The 17,536-nt window shown below is 45.3% G+C and carries 17 protein-coding genes and 3 tRNA genes; 6 read left to right on the forward strand and 14 right to left on the reverse strand.

The window, feature by feature from the left end; translation table 11 throughout:
- Positions 1–12: 12 nt before the first annotated feature.
- The gene (locus B9A22_RS18035; protein ID WP_084577333.1) at positions 13–1,980 is read left to right on the forward strand and encodes an ATP-binding protein; all 1,968 of its coding nucleotides are present in this window, start codon (positions 13–15) and stop codon (positions 1,978–1,980) included.
- Here B9A22_RS18035 and B9A22_RS18040 read toward each other — a convergent pair.
- The 6 genes from B9A22_RS18040 to B9A22_RS18065 form a co-directional block, all read right to left on the reverse strand.
- The gene (locus B9A22_RS18040) at positions 1,952–2,467 is read right to left on the reverse strand and encodes a transcription repressor NadR (protein ID WP_084577334.1); all 516 of its coding nucleotides are present in this window, start codon (positions 2,465–2,467) and stop codon (positions 1,952–1,954) included. The genes B9A22_RS18035 and B9A22_RS18040 overlap by 29 nt on opposite strands.
- On the reverse strand, positions 2,467–3,483 hold the full coding sequence (locus tag B9A22_RS18045) for a potassium channel family protein (RefSeq protein ID WP_245824046.1): 1,017 nt from the start codon (positions 3,481–3,483) through the stop codon (positions 2,467–2,469). The genes B9A22_RS18040 and B9A22_RS18045 overlap by 1 nt, the downstream gene beginning before the upstream one ends.
- A 102-nt stretch (positions 3,484–3,585) precedes the next feature.
- Entirely contained in the window at positions 3,586–5,250 is a 1,665-nt protein-coding gene (locus B9A22_RS18050) for a PAS domain-containing sensor histidine kinase (protein ID WP_176215582.1), read from the reverse strand.
- A 125-nt stretch (positions 5,251–5,375) separates the two neighbouring features.
- Positions 5,376–5,451, reverse strand: a tRNA-Val gene (locus tag B9A22_RS18055).
- 180 nt (positions 5,452–5,631) lie between these two features.
- Positions 5,632–5,706: transfer RNA gene (locus B9A22_RS18060), tRNA-Glu, on the reverse strand.
- A 10-nt stretch (positions 5,707–5,716) separates the two neighbouring features.
- Positions 5,717–5,792: transfer RNA gene (locus tag B9A22_RS18065), tRNA-Asn, on the reverse strand.
- A gap of 186 nt (positions 5,793–5,978) precedes the next feature.
- On the opposite strand from B9A22_RS18065, the gene B9A22_RS18070 reads away from it, so the two are divergent.
- Positions 5,979–7,091, forward strand: a complete 1,113-nt coding sequence (locus tag B9A22_RS18070) for an aminopeptidase (RefSeq protein WP_084577336.1) — start codon at positions 5,979–5,981, stop codon at positions 7,089–7,091.
- A gap of 129 nt (positions 7,092–7,220) precedes the next feature.
- Here B9A22_RS18070 and speE read toward each other — a convergent pair whose 3' ends face one another.
- Positions 7,221–8,057: a polyamine aminopropyltransferase gene (speE, locus tag B9A22_RS18075; protein WP_084577337.1), complete on the reverse strand. Its 837-nt coding sequence runs from the start codon at positions 8,055–8,057 to the stop codon at positions 7,221–7,223.
- A 270-nt stretch (positions 8,058–8,327) separates the two neighbouring features.
- On the opposite strand from speE, the gene B9A22_RS25560 reads away from it, so the two are divergent.
- Complete coding sequence (locus B9A22_RS25560) at positions 8,328–8,492, forward strand: hypothetical protein (protein WP_176215583.1); 165 nt, start codon at positions 8,328–8,330, stop codon at positions 8,490–8,492.
- A gap of 125 nt (positions 8,493–8,617) precedes the next feature.
- On the opposite strand, the gene B9A22_RS18080 is transcribed toward B9A22_RS25560, so the two are convergent.
- Positions 8,618–9,127 carry a YmaF family protein gene (locus tag B9A22_RS18080; protein ID WP_084577338.1) on the reverse strand — a complete coding sequence of 170 codons (510 nt, stop codon included), beginning with the start codon at positions 9,125–9,127 and terminating at the stop codon, positions 8,618–8,620.
- A gap of 165 nt (positions 9,128–9,292) precedes the next feature.
- Here B9A22_RS18080 and B9A22_RS18085 point away from each other — a divergent pair, with 165 nt between their 5' ends.
- Positions 9,293–9,946 carry a hypothetical protein gene (locus B9A22_RS18085; RefSeq protein ID WP_084577339.1) on the forward strand — a complete coding sequence of 218 codons (654 nt, stop codon included), beginning with the start codon at positions 9,293–9,295 and terminating at the stop codon, positions 9,944–9,946.
- A gap of 161 nt (positions 9,947–10,107) precedes the next feature.
- Here B9A22_RS18085 and B9A22_RS18090 read toward each other — a convergent pair whose 3' ends face one another.
- Together B9A22_RS18090 and B9A22_RS18095 are read right to left on the reverse strand one after the other, a co-directional pair.
- The gene (locus B9A22_RS18090) at positions 10,108–10,431 is read right to left on the reverse strand and encodes an AzlD domain-containing protein (RefSeq protein ID WP_084577340.1); all 324 of its coding nucleotides are present in this window, start codon (positions 10,429–10,431) and stop codon (positions 10,108–10,110) included.
- On the reverse strand, positions 10,421–11,110 hold the full coding sequence (locus B9A22_RS18095) for an AzlC family ABC transporter permease (RefSeq protein ID WP_084577341.1): 690 nt from the start codon (positions 11,108–11,110) through the stop codon (positions 10,421–10,423). Before B9A22_RS18095 ends, B9A22_RS18090 begins: the two co-directional genes overlap by 11 nt.
- 113 nt (positions 11,111–11,223) lie before the next feature.
- Here B9A22_RS18095 and pdxR point away from each other — a divergent pair, with 113 nt between their 5' ends.
- Complete coding sequence (gene pdxR, locus B9A22_RS18100; protein ID WP_084577342.1) at positions 11,224–12,741, forward strand: MocR-like pyridoxine biosynthesis transcription factor PdxR; 1,518 nt, start codon at positions 11,224–11,226, stop codon at positions 12,739–12,741.
- On the opposite strand, the gene B9A22_RS18105 is transcribed toward pdxR, so the two are convergent.
- Entirely contained in the window at positions 12,708–13,367 is a 660-nt protein-coding gene (locus B9A22_RS18105) for an HD domain-containing protein (protein ID WP_084577343.1), read from the reverse strand. The two genes, pdxR and B9A22_RS18105, sit on opposite strands and share 34 nt — an antisense overlap.
- Positions 13,368–13,507: 140 nt before the next feature.
- Here B9A22_RS18105 and B9A22_RS18110 point away from each other — a divergent pair, with 140 nt between their 5' ends.
- Positions 13,508–14,230, forward strand: coding sequence for an SIMPL domain-containing protein (locus B9A22_RS18110; RefSeq protein ID WP_176215584.1), 723 nt, complete (start codon positions 13,508–13,510; stop codon positions 14,228–14,230).
- Between the two features lie 61 nt (positions 14,231–14,291).
- Here B9A22_RS18110 and purH read toward each other — a convergent pair whose 3' ends face one another.
- The 3 genes from purH to purM are packed head-to-tail and all read right to left on the reverse strand — an operon-like array spanning position 14,292 to position 17,533.
- Complete coding sequence (gene purH / locus B9A22_RS18115; RefSeq protein ID WP_084577345.1) at positions 14,292–15,833, reverse strand: bifunctional phosphoribosylaminoimidazolecarboxamide formyltransferase/IMP cyclohydrolase; 1,542 nt, start codon at positions 15,831–15,833, stop codon at positions 14,292–14,294.
- Between the two features lie 17 nt (positions 15,834–15,850).
- Entirely contained in the window at positions 15,851–16,468 is a 618-nt protein-coding gene (gene purN / locus B9A22_RS18120; RefSeq protein ID WP_084577346.1) for a phosphoribosylglycinamide formyltransferase, read from the reverse strand.
- A gap of 12 nt (positions 16,469–16,480) precedes the next feature.
- Entirely contained in the window at positions 16,481–17,533 is a 1,053-nt protein-coding gene (purM, locus tag B9A22_RS18125; protein WP_084577347.1) for a phosphoribosylformylglycinamidine cyclo-ligase, read from the reverse strand.
- Positions 17,534–17,536: the final 3 nt, after the last annotated feature.

Genomic DNA, 17,536 nt, shown 5'->3' on the forward strand with positions numbered 1-17,536 from the left:
AGGGGTGTACTAATGAATTTCTGGGAACAAACCGTTTTATTTGCATCCAATACTTTTACTACACTGGCATTGTCAGCTCTTGGTAGTTGTTTGATCCTTACCCTTCCCAGGAGCTATACCTCAATTGTCTGGGGTGTTATATTCGGAATATGTTCAGTTCTTGTTATGCGCGAAGGTATCTTTATCACAAGTGGTTCGATCGTCGACTTCCGGCATATTATTCTTACGCTGTCCGGATATATTGGCGGCCCGCTTACTGCAATAATTACTGCCAGCATTGGTGCATTATTCCGTTGGCATTTGGGTGGATGCGGCGTTCTAGGCGGTATCATCTGCCTTTATGTTTTTGCCGCTTTCGGCTATCTGCTACGTCTGTACAAGCCGAAGATAAGCCATTACACTCAACTGCATTTGCTTAAACTCGGAGTTCTTATGGCGCTTATCTATCTTGTTATATTGACAGGAGCCGCCTTGTATTATACCGGTTCTATTCGGGTAGTCCAGACAGCCCTACTGCCGCTCCTTATTTTTACTCCGCTTGGCGTATGGGCCTGTTTTAATTTTTACCGCCTTATCTATGACAAATTCAGCCGTGCTGAGCTTGTCGAGTGCCTGCTTAATTCCAGCCCGTTTGCTATTGTTGTGTTTGATGCAAATAGGAAACCGGTGCTTGCCAGCGACAGTTTTACCAAAGACAGTCTTCTCCTCACAAAATTACTTGAATCCCCAGAAGAAGATAGGGCACTGCACCGAGCCTTTATTCACCATGAACACTCATCATCAATTCTTAGGATACCCCATAGCGGCGATGAACTGATATACTCTCTAAGCTTAGCTCCACTTAAATTACCGCAAGGCCAGACAGGTACAGTGGCAATCGTTAGCGATATCACCGACCTATTTCGAGCAAAACAGGCGTTACTATCTTCAGAGTGTACTTTTAATAAGATTTTTAATAGCAGCCCTATGCCGCTATCGCTCTACAGTCTGACTGCTGGTCGCTTTATTCACATTAATGAGAGTTTCATTAATCACTCCGGTTACAGCCGGCAAGAAATCATTAACCAGCCTGGAGTTGAGCATGCCCTATGGCGTTACCCACGCGAAAGAGAACGATTAATTCGGCTGGTTTACCGTGAAAAATCTGTGCGTGATTTCGAATTTGAATACATCACTAAAACGGGTGATATTCGGGTCAGCCAAATATATGCCGAGCTTGTCGAGTATGACGATCAGCCTTGCTTACTGGCATCGGTTTATGATGTTACCGAACGTCGCCAACTAGAGCTTCAGCTGTCACGGCTTGACCGGCTTAATCTTGTCGGCCAAATGGCTGCCAGTATTGGGCATGAGGTAAGAAATCCTATGACTACAGTACGTGGATTTCTACAACTATTAGCAAAAAAGCCGGCCTTAGCCAGCTATAACGAATATTTTAAGATTATGACTGATGAGTTAGATCGGGCTAACGACATCATTACCGAATTTCTATCGCTGGCTAACAACAAACTCATTCACTTAAAATCCACCTGTATTAATGATATCATCAATACTATGCTACCGCTGATGAAGGCCGATGCTGCTGCTGGAAACAAAGATATTATTGCTGACTTAAGCAATATTCCTGACCTTGCCCTTGATGAAAAGGAGATTCGCCAATTACTGCTTAATCTGGTACGGAATGCCCTTGAAGCCAGTCCGGCTGGCGGAGTTGTTTATATCCGGTCATTTTATGATGCTACCAATGTATCAGTTGTACTATCTGTAACTGATGAGGGTTCAGGAATAGCGCCAGAGGTCCTAAAACAACTTGGCACACCATTTCTGACCACCAAAGAAACCGGAACCGGCCTTGGTTTACCTGTGTGTTATAGCATTGCCGACAGGCATCAGGCAGGTATTGATGTGACAACAGGAGCTAGAGGAACGACGTTCTTTGTCAGGTTTAAGATTAGTCCAGCAATATCCCCAGCATCTTAAGCTCAATGGCGATTTTTTGCAGGACATCTTTTGAAGGAGCTTCGACTGTATGCAGATGCACGCCGCCGGTAATAAGTGACAGTGGTGCTGCGCCACTCTCGGCTGACTTATGCAAAAACTCGGTCAAGTCACGCCGGGAAGCTAACATTAGGTTAGCCTTAATCTCTCCATACACGGGGTGATCAACACTGACATCAAGTACTCGTCCGCCATTATCAACAATAGCCGCAAGCTCATCTTCCATAAGTTCAACGCCATGACGACAGGCAAATCTGGCTGTAACTGCAGTGGTTGCTGATACCGGCAAAATGATATATCCTTGCGGCGTGGCACAAATATCGACACCTGCCGCTCGCAAAATAGCAATGTCACCGACAATTACCTGCCGGCTTACCCCCAGCTCTTTAGCCAATGCGGTGCCGGTCAGCGGTTGTCCGACACATTTAAGCGCTCTGACAATCTGTTCACGCCGTTCTTTTGCTTCCATTAAAAGTCACGCTCCAGCCCAAATTCTAGCGAAGCCACCCTGTTAAGTTCATATAAGTGATCACGCTGCCCGAGTAAAATCATAATGTCGCCTGACTGAATGACTTCTTGGGCCCGAGGGTTGTTAAGCAGCGTTTCCCCCCGCTTAATCGCCACAATGATTGAATCATACTGTTCCTTGATGGCGCTTTGGACCAGCGTTTTGCCAACCAGCGGTGAGGCAGGCCTAACCGTAATTTGCGCTATGTCGACATGGATTTCCTGATTATAAAATACGTTTTCCACCAAATCGGAAACAACTGGCTTAGTCATGGAGGCTGCCAACTGCCGTCCTCCCATAACCGATGGAAAGATGATTGTATTTGCCCCAGCCCGTTTAAGCTTTTCTGCTGCTTCTGGGCGTTCGGCTCTGGCTACAATAGTAATATCCGGATTCATACTCTTAGCAGTCAGTGTAACGTACACATTATCAGCGTCATGCGATAATGCAGTGATAATCCCCTTTGCCCTGGCAACACCTGCTGCCAGTAATATTTCATCAAAGGTAGCATCTCCATGCACTGCAGGGATTCGCTGCTCCATTAATGCATCAACAATTTGCTGATCTCGATCTATCACAACGTAATTCTCTTTTTCATGCAGCAGCCGCTCAATGGTATTGGCCCCGACCCGGCCTGCGCCACACACAATAATATGATTATTCATAGCAGCAATCCGCCGGTTCATACTCCGCCTCCCCCACACATTCTTAAGCTGCCCTTCAATAAGCGCACTAATAATCAGCATAAAAGTATAATAAGCCATCCCCACACCGCTTATGATTAGCCCCATTGTAAACAAACGGCCAACAGGCGTCTTGGGTATGATATCGCCGTATCCAACTGTAGCAACAGTGACAACAGTAAAATATAACGCATCAATAAATGACAGGTCCTCAATCAGCATATACCCAGTAACGCCAATCATCTGGATAAGCAAGAAAGCAGCAATGGTTACTTTTAGCCGTTCATATTGCAAACCTGCTCACTCCACACGTCATACCGCCAATTATTTGCTTTTGCTTGGAAACTCCCTGCTCCATTTGGCTGTCGCCACCTTATTTTAGATATGTATCCATTATTATACACTGAAAGTGCATTGATGATCTACTGTAGGTAACACGCTATCATCTACTGCAGCTGGCAGCAATACAGTAAAAGTAGTTCCTTGACTGGTTTGGCTGGATACGGATATTTTGCCGCCATGGCTCTGAACAATGCTATAACATACCGACAATCCCAGACCTGTGCCATTTTCCTTGGTCGTAAAAAAAGGTGTACCCAACTTATCAATTATTTCCTGGGGAATTCCATTGCCATTGTCCTCGACTGTTATCGCCATCATACCCTGTTGTCTGCCAATGGCGACCACAACCTTCCCCTTGTCAGGCACTGCTTCTACGGCATTTTTCAGCAAATTAATAAATACTTGCTTAAGCTGAGATACATCGCCAAAAGCAACGCATCCTAATGTTGGTAGTTTTATGTCTAACTCTGCATGTTTATCATGCAATTGCCCTTCCATAAGAAAAGCAATATCCTGCAGCAGCTTACACATGTTGACTTTTTCAAAAACCGGCTCTTTAGGCGGCCGTGCTAACATCTGAAACTCGCTAATCAGATTGTCTATCCGGCCTATTTCGGCTACAATGATCTCTAAATGCTCAGGACGCGGCGGTCTATCATTCCGGCGAGCCATGAGCTGAATAAAGCCTTTTATCGATGTAAGAGGGTTTCTGATTTCATGGGCAATACCGGCAGCCAGTTGATTCACACATGTCATACGTTCCAGCCTGAGCTGCTCCCGTTCGTGCTCATGCTGACGATTCTGCCGCCATACACCATATACTAGCGCAAGGCACAGTATAAAGAAAAGTATATTGCCACCTTCATCTAGCGATTTAACAAGCACTCTACCATATACAATATTAACTGGAACAGCCACAACTACTCGCCAGTTGTTATAGACAGTGTCTGTATAAATGAACAGTTTATCCACATTATCCAAGAAAGACTTGATAACAACAGCTCCCGCTTTATCAGACAACATATTGCTTATCTGTTCTTTAAACACGGAATGCTCGTTATAAACGTCTACCAGCCTAGGGTGATCAACAATATTACCATTACTGTCCATGATGAAAACATATCCTCGTTCACGTATGTAGTCACGTGGGACACCAGCTGCAATATCACTAGTAGGTACACGAGCCGATAGTATTGCCGCAACATTGCCCTTATCATCAAGAACAGGCACCCTCAAGCTAACATAGGCGTCTGCAATATTTTCTTCTATTATAATATCAGAAACAACACTCCTGCCTTCAAGTGCCGTTTGAAAGCTTTTATCATTAATTAGTACGTTATTTCGATTGTAACTATTGGCCGGAGTTGTTAACAAACCAATAATTTCCTTACCCTGCGGATCATATAACACAAGATTGCGAAAACCAAGCACATTGCTGGCAATATATAATTCATGCCTGGCCTTATCAATATCAAGTTTTTTTACACTATTGCTTGCTGCTAAAAATTTAAGCCCAGTCAAACGGGAATTAAAGTACATATCCAGATAATTTGCCGCGATTGTAAGACCTTCTTTTTCACTGGCGATTACACTCCGGTACTGATAATGAAAGTAGTTAATGATAAGAGCACTAACAACAGCCACCAGTGTTGTAATAATGGTAACTGCAGCCGATTTACTTTTGCTTCGCGGCGACAAGAGCATGAATTTCTTCACCACCTTTTTCTGACACAATTCGCCAAAATTCAGACTTTTCCTGCTAAATTATATTGGGCTTTGATGTTTTTTTCACAAATAGCAAACAAAAGAAGCCCTCAGACTATGCTGAAAGCTTCTTTTGTTTATGGTGGGCGATGACGGGATCGAACCGCCGACATCCTGCTTGTAAGGCAGGCGCTCTCCCGGCTGAGCTAATCGCCCATGTAACTAGTATAAGGATGTTCTTCGCTACCGCTCAGAACTAAGCGATTCGCACAGGTTTTCGCGTCTCTCTCGCTCCTAAAAACCTGGCTCTCTGCTTATCACTACCGCTCGGAAGTAAGCGACTCACTCAGGTTCTCATTTCGCCTATCGGCTCGTGAGAACCTGGTTCGCTGCTTATGGTGACCCGTAAGGGAATCGAACCCTTGATACCGCCGTGAAAGGGCGGTGTCTTAACCGCTTGACCAACGGGCCGAATGTAAAATGGCTCCTCGAGTAGGACTCGAACCTACGACCGATCGGTTAACAGCCGATTGCTCTACCAACTGAGCTATCGAGGAATGTCTCATAACATTATGAATTATATACTAGGTAAAATAAAATTGCAAGTAGCCGCATGTATTTTTTTATGGTCAATTAGTTGCCCTATATTACCGAACAAAGCCTGATAGCAAAGGATATTTTTGCTAAAACATCAAATACTGATAGTATAACTATAAAAGAACATATCTAAGGAGGTATTACTTTTGGATCCAAGAATTAAAACTCTCGCCAAAAACCTGATTGGGTATTCAACCAGTCTTGCGCGTGGTGAAAAAATATTAATTGAAATGTTTGATGATGCCCTGCCTTTAGCCAAGGCACTTGTGGATGAAACTTATGCAGCCGGTGCCATACCCTTTCTTGAGCTAAAGAACAGCCAACTGCAGCGGGCTCTGCTCCTGAAATCCTCAAGTGAACAACTTAAATTGGCAGCTTCCTGGGAAGAGGCCCGGATGAAGGAAATGAATGCTTATATTGCCATCAGAGCCAGTTTCAACATTACCGAAATGGCTGATGTTCCCTCCTCTCAGCTGCAGAGTTATCAGCAGGAATGGGTCAAGCCTGTGCATCTTGACATACGTGTCCCAAAAACAAAGTGGTGTATTCTACGCTGGCCCAACGCCTCTATGGCACAATCGGCAAGTACTAGCACTGAAGCATTTGAGGATTTCTATTTCAATGTGTGCAACCTTGATTACGGCAAAATGGCCAAAGCCATGGATCCCTTAGTCGACCTTATGCAAAAAACCGACAAAGTGAAAATTACCGGACCCAATACTGAGCTTGCATTTTCAATAAAAGGCATCCCGGCAGTCAAATGCTCAGGTCTCAGAAACATACCAGACGGCGAGGTATATACCGCACCTGTTAGGGATTCAGTAAATGGCGTCCTTGCCTATAATACACCGGCAGTATATCAAGGCTTTACCTACGAAAATATTCGGCTTGAATTCAAAGATGGTAAAATCATCAAAGCCACAGCTAATGACAACGAAAAAATTAATAAGATATTTGACACTGACGAAGGCGCTCGATATATTGGCGAATTCGCCCTAGGTGTCAATCCATATATTGAAAAGCCCATGAAAGATACTTTATTTGATGAAAAAATCAAAGGTAGTTTCCACTTCACGCCAGGTAATGCCTATGATGTCGCCTTCAATGGCAACAAATCAGCCATCCATTGGGATTTAGTCTGCATCCAAAACCCAGAGTACGGTGGTGGCGAAATCTGGTTTGATGACAAGCTGATTCGTAAGGACGGACGGTTTGTTTTGCCTGAGCTTGAAGGGTTGAATCCCGAAAATCTTATGTAAAGATAGCCATAAGAAAAAGCGAGATTGCTTCACATACGTTCGCAATGACCATCATGGGAAGACTCTTTCCCACCTGTCATTGCGAGCGCAGTGTGGCAGTCTCGCTTTCCATTCTCTGCAACAATTATCCTATTTGACTAGCTCTTGCACAAAGTTCGGTAGTGCAAAACAGCTTTTTTGAATCTCACGATTATGATAGCGTGTACCGAAATTTTCTGGAATCCGCGCTATATCGGCAGTAACCGGATCATACTGCTTGGATCCTATGGTGAAGCAGTGCAGACCGCTCGGGTACTGCGGGATATTTGCCAGATAAAGGCGAGTGACTGGGAATAAGGATGCAATGTCCTGCTTGAGCCTCTTTATCAGTTCCTGATGATAAAACGGCGATTCAGTCTGTTGCACAAACAAGCCATCTGGCTTGAGAGCTTTGTAGACATCTTGATAAAATGCATGGCTAAATAATCCTTCCCCTGGGCCGATAGGGTCAGAGCAATCAACAATGATAACATCATATTTATTCTCAACTTCTTGCATATGTTTAATGCCATCACCGATCTTAAGACGCAGCTTAGGATGATTTTCATTTAAAGCCACACTAATTTCCGGCAGGTATTTTTTGCTGACATCAACGACCAGGCCGTCTATCTCTACCATCTCAGCCACTTCAACTGACTGGTGCTTAACGACCTCGCGAATCGTCCCGCCATCTCCACCACCGATAACTAGGACGGTTTGGGGATTAGGATGGGCAAACAGCGGCACATGGGCAATCATCTCATGATAGATAAACTCATCAAAAATTGAGGTCTGGAATACACCATCCAACACCAGCATCCGGCCGAACTGATAAGAATCGACTACCGCTACTTCCTGAAATTCCGACTGTCCGGTATATAACGTTGCCTTTATCCGAGCAGTCAGACCCAAGTTTTTAGTTTGATATTCGGTATACCATAACTCCATTTATAAATCCTCCCTGACGTATTTTTCCTCTATAGCTTCCCCTAATTTGTAAAATTTGTTCAATCACAAATTCTATCACAAAAATTGCCAGATTAAAAGATAAATCTGGCAATTTTTGTGTAGATTGCAAATCTTTAAAGAATATGTGAATTATTTAACTTTATTTCATAATTGTACTTTATTTCACAAGTAAGATAGTGTATACTTAAGCTACAGGTTTCAGTTACCTTTCTACTCTACTTATCTTTGACCGCGGGAGGGGGTGAGCTTGTGTTTAACAATATGGCGTTTTACCTGATGTTGGCAGTTGTCAGTCCGTTATTTCTAGTGTCTCTGTTTTTGCTGATATTTACTTCACCGATATGGTTTTTCCTCACATTACCCTATCATATCGGTCGGCGGACTCAGCCTAATGCTGCCATTGTCTTAGAGTAAAATACCGTAACAAAGCTCTTTCGCTATTGATTCGTTGTTTTACGGATAAATATCAAAAGAGCCTTGTTTCCACAGAAAAGAAGCAGCCCCCAGCAGTGATGCCGGCGGCTGCTTCTTTTTATAACTTATTCTTCTTCTGGACGCTTGCCGTATTTATATTTATACTTAGGCATTTTTACTGGCATTTCGCACTCTTCCTCTTCTTCTACCTCGTCGCAGCAGTCATCATAATCTTCTTCCTCACACTCATCCACTGTATCTTCCATGTAGAAAAGAGATGGTCCAAGACCAGTAGCCCCAGCAAAAGTATGGCAATGGTCGTCATCTTTACTTGTAATGCCTTCAAAATAGTGAACATGGCTACAGTCCGGCATTTCAATAGCCGGCCCGGTCATAACGTCTTGGGTATGCCAGTGACCACCGCATTCACCCTCTTCACTAATAAAAGAAGTCCGCCCGTGAATCCGGTGAACGTGAGTATTTCCCTTCTCCCGTGCCGGACCACTAACACCTAAAATAACATGCTGATGGTCATCTGCTACATTAACTTCAGTCAGATAAGTATGAACATGCAACATATCTGCCTGAGGATGGTGTTGATGTTTCGGTTTACGCTCTTCTTCATTCATAGGCATGGCCTATCGCACCTCCAAAAGATTTCGTACACCATATCCTATGCTGCAGGCTAATTATTGGCTACCACTTTTTTAGTTTACATATAACAAAAATGTGTCAACTAACCCTTGCTTAGCATATAGTATACTAACAAGAAGGCAGCTCCCTGTACGGAGGTGATCGTAATGTCCAGGGGTGAAGAACACAGTAAGGTATTTGCGACACGCATGTTTTTCTTGGCGTTAATTGCCGGCCTTTTAATCTCTTTATGTACACCGCTGACTTATCTCGGCTGGGCTTGGAAAACCAAACAAGCTGAAACAGCGGCACTTGCTCAACAAATAGCTCGAGAAGCACAAGAAATTGTAATCAACAATCCTGATATGCGGCAGTATAATTTACAACAGCTTAATAGCTTGGTCTCTTTGTACCAGCAAAAGCCTGATATAAAACACATCAAAATTGCAACTAACTGGTCAAACAGTGAAAGTTCAGCAGGAGTTCCTTCGCCAGCACTGTTTGATATTATCCGCCGTGTAGATATTACCTTTCGCGGCACAACACATGGCTATGTTGAAATTACAGTAACAGCCGCAAGTGTTATCATGTCTACAGTACTCTTGTCAGGCATTTTTTTCGGGCTGGGTCTTTTAACAAACACCTTGATTTATCGCCTGCCTGTTAGTATTATTATCGAAAATGAAAAAGCTCTGGAGATTATGGCTTTCAAATTGAAAGAAAAGACGGAAGAACTTGCCCATGCTCAAAGCATGCTTGAGCAGAATGCACTGAGCGAATGCAAAACCAACCTGAATAATGCCAATCAGTTGATAAAGTAGACTTAGCTTCAGGTGGGGTTTTAACCCCATCTGAAGGTTAGTCGCCCTTATCCAGGGACTTAGCCGCTCTTAACTCCCACTTGTAGAAGATGGGAGTCTTAGAGCGGGTTAGTCATCGGATAAAAAAACTAACCGAGGATATCTAACTACCCGAAATAACACTATATTCCCAGCCACCTAAGGGAAAGCATGGCCGTTAAGCCCAGCCCCATAGTAAGTATAGCGTTCCGGCATGTATAAGCCACAATGGCTGCCAGTACCCCGGCCAGCAGATAATGATTGTTAAGCGAAAGATCAATTTGGCCTTGCGGCAGAAGCAGCGATGGCATGATAAGCGCCGTTAAAATTGCAATCGGCACATGTTTGAGCCAGCGTTCAAACCAGGTTGGCAGACCAGTTTTCTTTAATAACGCCAGCGCGCCAAATCTTGTAATAAAGGTTACTGCTGCCATTCCCACAATGATAAGCATGATTTCAGATCGCATGATTGTCCTCCTCCTTTTCCAATAAGCCGCCTGTTATGCTAGCAGCTATACAGGCGGCTATTATATACCATTTTCCGGGTAAATAAGCAGCTCCCACAACTGCCGTTACGGCAGCAACCAGGCACACTGCAATACTTACATGATTGGTCAGGCGCGGCATCAGCATAGCCAAAAAGGTAGCAGGCATGGCAAAATCAAGCCCCCAGGCCAGTGGATCGGGAATATAGCTCCCTACTAGCACACCTACGATTGTTGACATCACCCAGATAAAATAAAGAGCCCAACTACTCCCCATCTGGTAATCGGCACTATAGCCTTCTTTAGCTGTCCGGTTGGCAGTAATGGCATACGCTTCGTCTGTCAGAGTAAAGCTCAACAGCAGCTGACGCGCCAGTGGCAGCTGCAAAAGATGCGGCGCCAGTGACGCCCCCATTAGCAGGTGGCGAAGATTAATCAGCAATGTAGTAAATACAATAAGGCCCCAACCGGTAACCCCCGCTCCCAGCATAGTTATTCCAATAAATTGTGCAGCCCCGGCAAATACCAACAGTGACATAAGCACAGTTTCCACAGGAGTCAGCCCTGCAGTCAGCCCCATAACACCACAAGTAATACCAAAGGGTGCAACCCCCAGCATAACGGGAAGACTCTCACGTGCCCCTTGGACATAATCTTTCATAAGGTTCACCGCCTTTTGTAATTTATTTTATATTACTAGGCAGGAAAAACATTGTAAATATCCAATTATAAATATTAATGAATTAATTGGATATTTAGGGAGAGTTTTTACAAATGGATATATCCAAAATCTTCGAACATGGTTCACTTATACCTAAGTCAGCAATACCTTTATACAACCAGATTGCTAGCGCATTGGCTGAGAATATCAAAAGCAGCATATTGCCTGCCGGAACTAAGCTGCCGCCAGAACGCGAACTTGCCGCCCTTTTGAGCGTAAGTCGCACGACAGCCATAAATGCTTACCGCCAGCTCGAAGAGCAGGGGCTTATCAGTACCAGAGTCGGCAGCGGTACCTATGTGGCTGATTTAGCCCCACCCATCCAGCCCTCCTCTCCTACGGTACCCTGGTCACAGTTATTTACCCCTAGTCTAAATACGCAGTCATCCTCCATTCTCCGCGAACTGATTGCATCTACCTCCGCCGAGGGTATCATCCCTCTGGCTGCCGGCATGCCTGATCCTGCACTTTATCCGCTTATTCACTTTAATCGGCTCTTCAGCCAGCTATCCGCCCATCTGAACGGCGCTGACTTGGGCCATATCCCAACTGAAGGCTATGTGCCGCTCCGACGTATTTTGGCTGCTCGACTGACAAAAAAGGGCTATAATGTAACACCTGATAATACCATGATCGTAAGCGGTTCCCAGCAGGGGTTATATCTAATCACAAAAGTTTTCCTTGAGCCTGGCGACTATGTTATTGTTGAGTCCCCTACTTATCTTGGGGCCATTCAGATGTTCAGCGCAGCCAATGCCCGACTGCTTAGTTTGCCAGCCTCAGGACGTCTGCCACTTGACATATTGGAGGATTACCTTATACGCTACCGCCCGAAACTGCTATACATAATGCCGACATTTCAAAACCCTAATGGCCGGGTTATCCCCATCGAAGAGCGGCATGAACTTTTAAAACTAGCTGCCAAACACCGGTTGGTGATTGTGGAAGATGACCCATACGGCGAATTGTACTACGGCGAACAGCCTCCCCTTTCCCTTAAAGCGCTTGACCCGTACGGCGGAGTTATTGGCCTGGGAACTTTCTCTAAAATGCTTTTTCCCGGACTGCGCACAGGCTGGGTTACTGCGCCGGAAACAGTAATTAACCGTTTTGCTCTAGAAAAACAATACATCGACCTCCACAGCAGTAACTTGTCACAAAAGCTGCTCTATGACTATTTAACCGAAGATCTGTTAGATGATCATCTTGTCTCTGTCCGCACCGAATACAAAAGACGCCGTGACCTTGTAGCCAGTGCTCTTAAGCGCTACTGCAGCCCGCATCTGACCTTTACCCTGCCAACAGGCGGCTTTTATTTCTGGTGCACACTAAACAATGGTATTTTAACAAGGCAGCTATTACATGAGGCGGCTAAGACGGGAGTATCTTTTGTACCTGGCGAAGCCTTCTATGCCGATGCCTCGGGCGCCCGGGAACTCAGGCTGTGTTTTGTGACTCATCCCGAAGAAAAGCTGCTTGAAGGCGTCAAACGTTTAGGCAAAGCCCTTCATGTTCTAGGAAACAATAAAATCAGCAGTCACACTCGACCATCAGTTACCCCTATAATTTGATTTGCGAGAAACCCTTGGAGCGCAACTAAATTACGCCTAGCAGTTTGCTCATACTTTTTCCGGAAATAATCGGTTTGATAGATTGTGTCTCGGCTAAGAAATACTTTGATAAATTGTTGCCGCCCTTGCCGGTAATCGAATTCAGGCATATGACTGTACTCGGCTTTTATCTGGTACTCATAACCCAGGAAACTATCCCACTCCCGCCCCAAGACTACCAAGTCAATGTCGAGTAAATAAGCCTCATCCGTGTTTTCGGCCACAGCCTTGTGGTTTGTCAGCATAATTAGCCTAACAGCCTGCCGACTAAATTCATCTGCAAGTCTGAGCTGGGTAGCAGCATAATACGAGGCAGCCGCACTTAATGCTTCATTGCTTTTGGCATTTGGCACACAGACTATGTCGTGAAACCATAGCGCATACTCTACCAAATCATAATTAGTTAGCTCTGTTTTGATTTCATCCAGGTGTTTAAAACAATCAGCAAGATGGCTGAGCCCATGATAATGGCGAAAATATTGTCTGTAACTATCTAGCAAAATTTCTAATACTATTTCCGCAGAATAAGAGTTTGCCCCTAACCTACCAGTAAACGCCTGCCAGCGGGTAGTCACTTGGTGTTCCACTACGCCTCGCCTCCATCCCAGCTTAATCGGGTATTACTTCAAGTATTACCATCCCAATTTAGTAGATACAATTCTTATGATTAATTGCGTTACCTTTATTCTCTTCAAACGTTTAACTATACGAAAGGGAGATGATTCAGATGTTTAAATCAGCAAAAATCTTAACTTTGGCGCTGCTAATCATGACAGCCGCGCTGCCAGCCGCCTTGGCTGCCGAGAAAAATCCTAATGTTACCGAAGTGCAGGTAAGCGGTAGTCACCAGGAAGAGCTTGCTCCAGATATTGCCTACATCAATTTAGGTACTGTAACAGAAGCTGATACCATTGCCAGCGCCCAAGCCAAAAATGCCGAAGTATCAGAAAAAATTCGTCGTCAAGTAGAAGGCTTAGGAATTAAGTCTGAATACATAAAGACGGCGCACTATGCAGTAACACCGCTCTACAAAAATGACGACAGCGGCAAGCGTATTCCAACTATCAAAGGCTACCAAATTACTAACAGTATCACCGTAACGACTTCAACGGAAAAAGCCGGCGAAGTTATTGATACCGCCCTGAATGCCGGTGCAAACCAAATAAATAACATTCGGTTTGGCAAACGGGATGAGACTGATGTTAAAAATGCAGCGCTGGCTCAGGCTGTGCGGGACGCCATGACCAAGGCTGATGCCATTGCCGCAGCACTAAACAAGCGGGTGGTACGGGTTAAGACAGTCAATGAAAACGGTATTAACCTCCAGTCACCCGAAGTTGCTGGCCGGTTATATTCCAAAGCCCTTATGGCTGATTCTTCGGCAACACCTATCTCAGCCGGACTGGTGATGCTAACAGCCAATGTGCAGGTAGTTGTAGAACTAGAGTAAACTAAAATAGACTGTAAAAGGGTTATGGCCCTTTTACAGTCTATTTATTTAGCCTACTATTCTAATGTTTAAAATGCCTCATGCCAGTGAACACCATAGCAATGCCGTGTTCGTCTGCCACTTTAATCGAATCTTCATCATTGACCGAGCCACCTGGCTGAATAATAGCGGTGATACCAGCCTCAATAGCAGCCCCAACAGTATCGGCAAAAGGGAAAAAGGCATCTGAGGCCAAGACTGCACCTTTTGCCTGTTCACCGGCCTGCGCCAGCGCAATACCAGCGGCACCCACGCGGTTCATTTGACCTGCGCCTACACCAAGTGTCTTATTGTCATTAGCAATGACTATAGCATTAGACTTAACATGTTTAACAACCTTCCAGGCAAATAATAGCTGTTCCCATTCCGCATTTGTGGGCTGGCGTTTGGTGACAGCTTTCATCTCACTCTTGGGTGCAGTTACCATATCAGCCTGCTGCAAAAGCACGCCGCCGGCCACTGATTTAACGTCAAGCCGAGTGCTGTCAGGCTGCGGCAGCTCAGCTGCAAGCAGACGAATATTTTTCTTTTTCGTCAGGATATCCAGTGCTTGCTGGCTAAATGCCGGAGCAATAACAGCTTCGACAAAGAGCTCACTGATAAGCTCAGCCGTATCTTTATCCACTTCCCGGTTTATGCCGATAATACCACCAAAAGCGGATACCGGGTCGGCCTGATAGGCTTTATTGTAGGCCTCAGCCAAAGTAGCGCCAATGCCTGTGCCACAGGGATTAGTATGTTTGATAATAACAGCAGCAGGCTGCTCAAACTCAGCAGCAAGTGCATAGGCAGCTTCCACATCGACGATATTGTTAAACGACAATTCTTTGCCATTTAGCTGCTTAGCATTGGCTACGCCCGGCCCTGAGTAATATTGTTCACGGTAAAAAGCAGCGGCCTGGTGTGGGTTCTCTCCATAACGCAAGTCTTGGGCCTTTTCATACACTAGCTGCAGGGTTTCCGGGAAAAGACCTTGACCAAGCTGTCCGCTCAAATAACGAGCTATGTAGGCATCATAACCAGCTGTGTGGCTAAAGGCTTCCTGGGCCAATGCCATACGATTTTTGAACTCGACTTCACCGCCAGCAGTTAGTTGGGCAATGATTTCTCCATAACGTGCTGGATTTACGACAACTGTCACATAGTGAAAATTCTTAGCCGCTGCTCGAATCATAGCAGGACCGCCAATATCAATATTCTCCACAGCATCGTTTAACGTCACATCAGGCTTGGCTACAGTCTGGCGGAAGGGATACAGGTTAACAGCCACCAAATCAATGCCGGTGATGTTATGCTCGTCCATTGCGGCCTGATGGCCGGGGTTATCACGAATGGCCAGTATACCGCCATGGATATAAGGGTTAAGAGTCTTTACCCTGCCGTCCATGATCTCGGGAAAACCGGTAACTTCACTGACATAGGTAACTGGTATGCCTGCATCCTTAATGGCTTTCATAGTTCCGCCAGTGGAAATCAGTTCAACCCCGATGGCATGCAAGGCTTTGGCAAACTCAACAATGCCGGTTTTGTCCGACACACTTAAGAGCGCACGTTTTATCTTCATTAGTGTCCCTCGCTTATTTACTCTTTATCAATGATTCGCACACGCCGCCCCTCAATAGTCAGACGCCCTTCGCAATATAAGGCAAGAGCACGGGGATAAAGAATATGTTCGGCATGCAGAATACGTTCTGATAGCGTCTCAGCACTGTCATTTTCTAAGACAGGCACAGCCTCCTGCAAGATAATCGGGCCGGTATCCATACCTTCATCAACAAAATGGACAGTGCAGCCTGCTATCTTGGCTCCATAGTATAAAGCTTTATGCTGGGCATTCTCACCAGGAAAAGCTGGCAGCAGCGACGGGTGAATGTTCATGATCTTTCCGGCAAACCGGTCAATAAAATACTGGCTTAGAATCCGCATAAAACCCGCCAATACGACCAGTCCAACATGGCGGATGTTAAGTTCTTCGGCAACAGCAGCCTCAAATTGCTGGCGGCTGGCAAACTGCCGCCTGTCAATACATATCGCTGGAATGTCTGACCCTGCCAGGCGCTTTAAGACATTGGCTTCCGGGTTATCACTGATAACCACACCAATCTTGGCAGCAAGCCGCCCGGCTTGAATGGCGTCGACAATCGCTTGCAGATTACTGCCGCGTCCTGATGCCAATACACCGATTACCGTTTTGTCCACGAGGCAGCCCCCTTACTTGAGTTCGACTTGACACTCGCCTGCTATAACCTTGCCGATGATGTACGATTTTTCATCTCTTGCGGCAAGGTCAGCCTGTATGGTCGATACGTCTTCAGCCGAGACTATTAAAATCATACCTATGCCCATATTAAACGTCCGGTACATTTCCGGTTTAGCTACACCGCCCCACTCTTTTAAAAGAGCAAATATAGACGGCTCAGGCCAGGCACTTGTATCAACTTCTACGCCGCAGCCCTTAGGCAATACGCGGGGAATATTATCATAAAAACCACCGCCGGTAATGTGGACCATACCGTGAAGATCGAACTTTTCAATCAGCGGCATACAGGTTTTTGGATAAAGCCGGGTAGGCTCTAAAAGCTCTTCACCCAAGGTTCGGCTTAACTCAGGAATATATGTATCAACAGTAAGTTGTTTTACATCAAAGCAAATTTTGCGTACAAGCGAGTAGCCGTTAGAGTGGATACCACTTGAGGGCAGGCCAATAAGCACATCTCCTGGCTTAATCTTTTCGCCTGTTATAATTTTATCACGATCGACGACGCCTACGGCAAAACCAGCGATATCATATTCACCATCTGGATAGAACCCAGCCATTTCAGCTGTCTCACCACCAATAAGCGCGCAACCTGATTCACGGCAGGCCATAGCAACGCCACTGACAATAGATGCAACTTTTTCAGGCTCAAGTTTTCCAACAGCCAGGTAATCCAAGAAAAACAGCGGCTCAGCGCCTTGCACCAGGATATCATTGACACACATAGCTACGCCATCTTGCCCAATGGTATCATGCTTGTCAGCCATAAAGGCAATCTTTAGTTTTGTACCTACACCATCGGTGCCACTTACCAGCACCGGCTGGCGGTACTTACCAGCGTTTAGTGCAAATAATCCGCCGAAACCGCCAATATCACCCAAAACTTCCGGGCGGTAGGTGGCGCGAACATGGCGCTTCATTAATTCAACAGCCTTATTACCGGCATCAATATCTACGCCGGCATCGCGGTAGGTTAGTTCGACATTCGGTTTCTGGTTCTCGGTCATTTT

The sequence above is a fragment of the Sporomusa malonica genome (assembly GCF_900176355.1).
Classification (GTDB): domain Bacteria; phylum Bacillota; class Negativicutes; order Sporomusales; family Sporomusaceae; genus Sporomusa; species Sporomusa malonica.

What these genes read in the sequence shown, in the direction of transcription:
- B9A22_RS18090 (WP_084577340.1), bottom strand. Translation starts at nt 10,431, where the DNA reads ATGCGATCTGAAATCATGCTTATCATTGTGGGAATGGCAGCAGTAACC.
- purH (WP_084577345.1), bottom strand. Translation starts at nt 15,833, where the DNA reads ATGAAGATAAAACGTGCGCTCTTAAGTGTGTCGGACAAAACCGGCATT.
- B9A22_RS18110 (WP_176215584.1), top strand. Translation starts at nt 13,508, where the DNA reads ATGTTTAAATCAGCAAAAATCTTAACTTTGGCGCTGCTAATCATGACA.
- B9A22_RS18080 (WP_084577338.1), bottom strand. Translation starts at nt 9,127, where the DNA reads ATGCCTATGAATGAAGAAGAGCGTAAACCGAAACATCAACACCATCCT.
- B9A22_RS18095 (WP_084577341.1), bottom strand. Translation starts at nt 11,110, where the DNA reads ATGAAAGATTATGTCCAAGGGGCACGTGAGAGTCTTCCCGTTATGCTG.
- B9A22_RS18085 (WP_084577339.1), top strand. Translation starts at nt 9,293, where the DNA reads ATGTCCAGGGGTGAAGAACACAGTAAGGTATTTGCGACACGCATGTTT.
- speE (WP_084577337.1), bottom strand. Translation starts at nt 8,057, where the DNA reads ATGGAGTTATGGTATACCGAATATCAAACTAAAAACTTGGGTCTGACT.
- B9A22_RS18035 (WP_084577333.1), top strand. Translation starts at nt 13, where the DNA reads ATGAATTTCTGGGAACAAACCGTTTTATTTGCATCCAATACTTTTACT.
- purM (WP_084577347.1), bottom strand. Translation starts at nt 17,533, where the DNA reads ATGACCGAGAACCAGAAACCGAATGTCGAACTAACCTACCGCGATGCC.
- pdxR (WP_084577342.1), top strand. Translation starts at nt 11,224, where the DNA reads ATGGATATATCCAAAATCTTCGAACATGGTTCACTTATACCTAAGTCA.
- B9A22_RS18040 (WP_084577334.1), bottom strand. Translation starts at nt 2,467, where the DNA reads ATGGAAGCAAAAGAACGGCGTGAACAGATTGTCAGAGCGCTTAAATGT.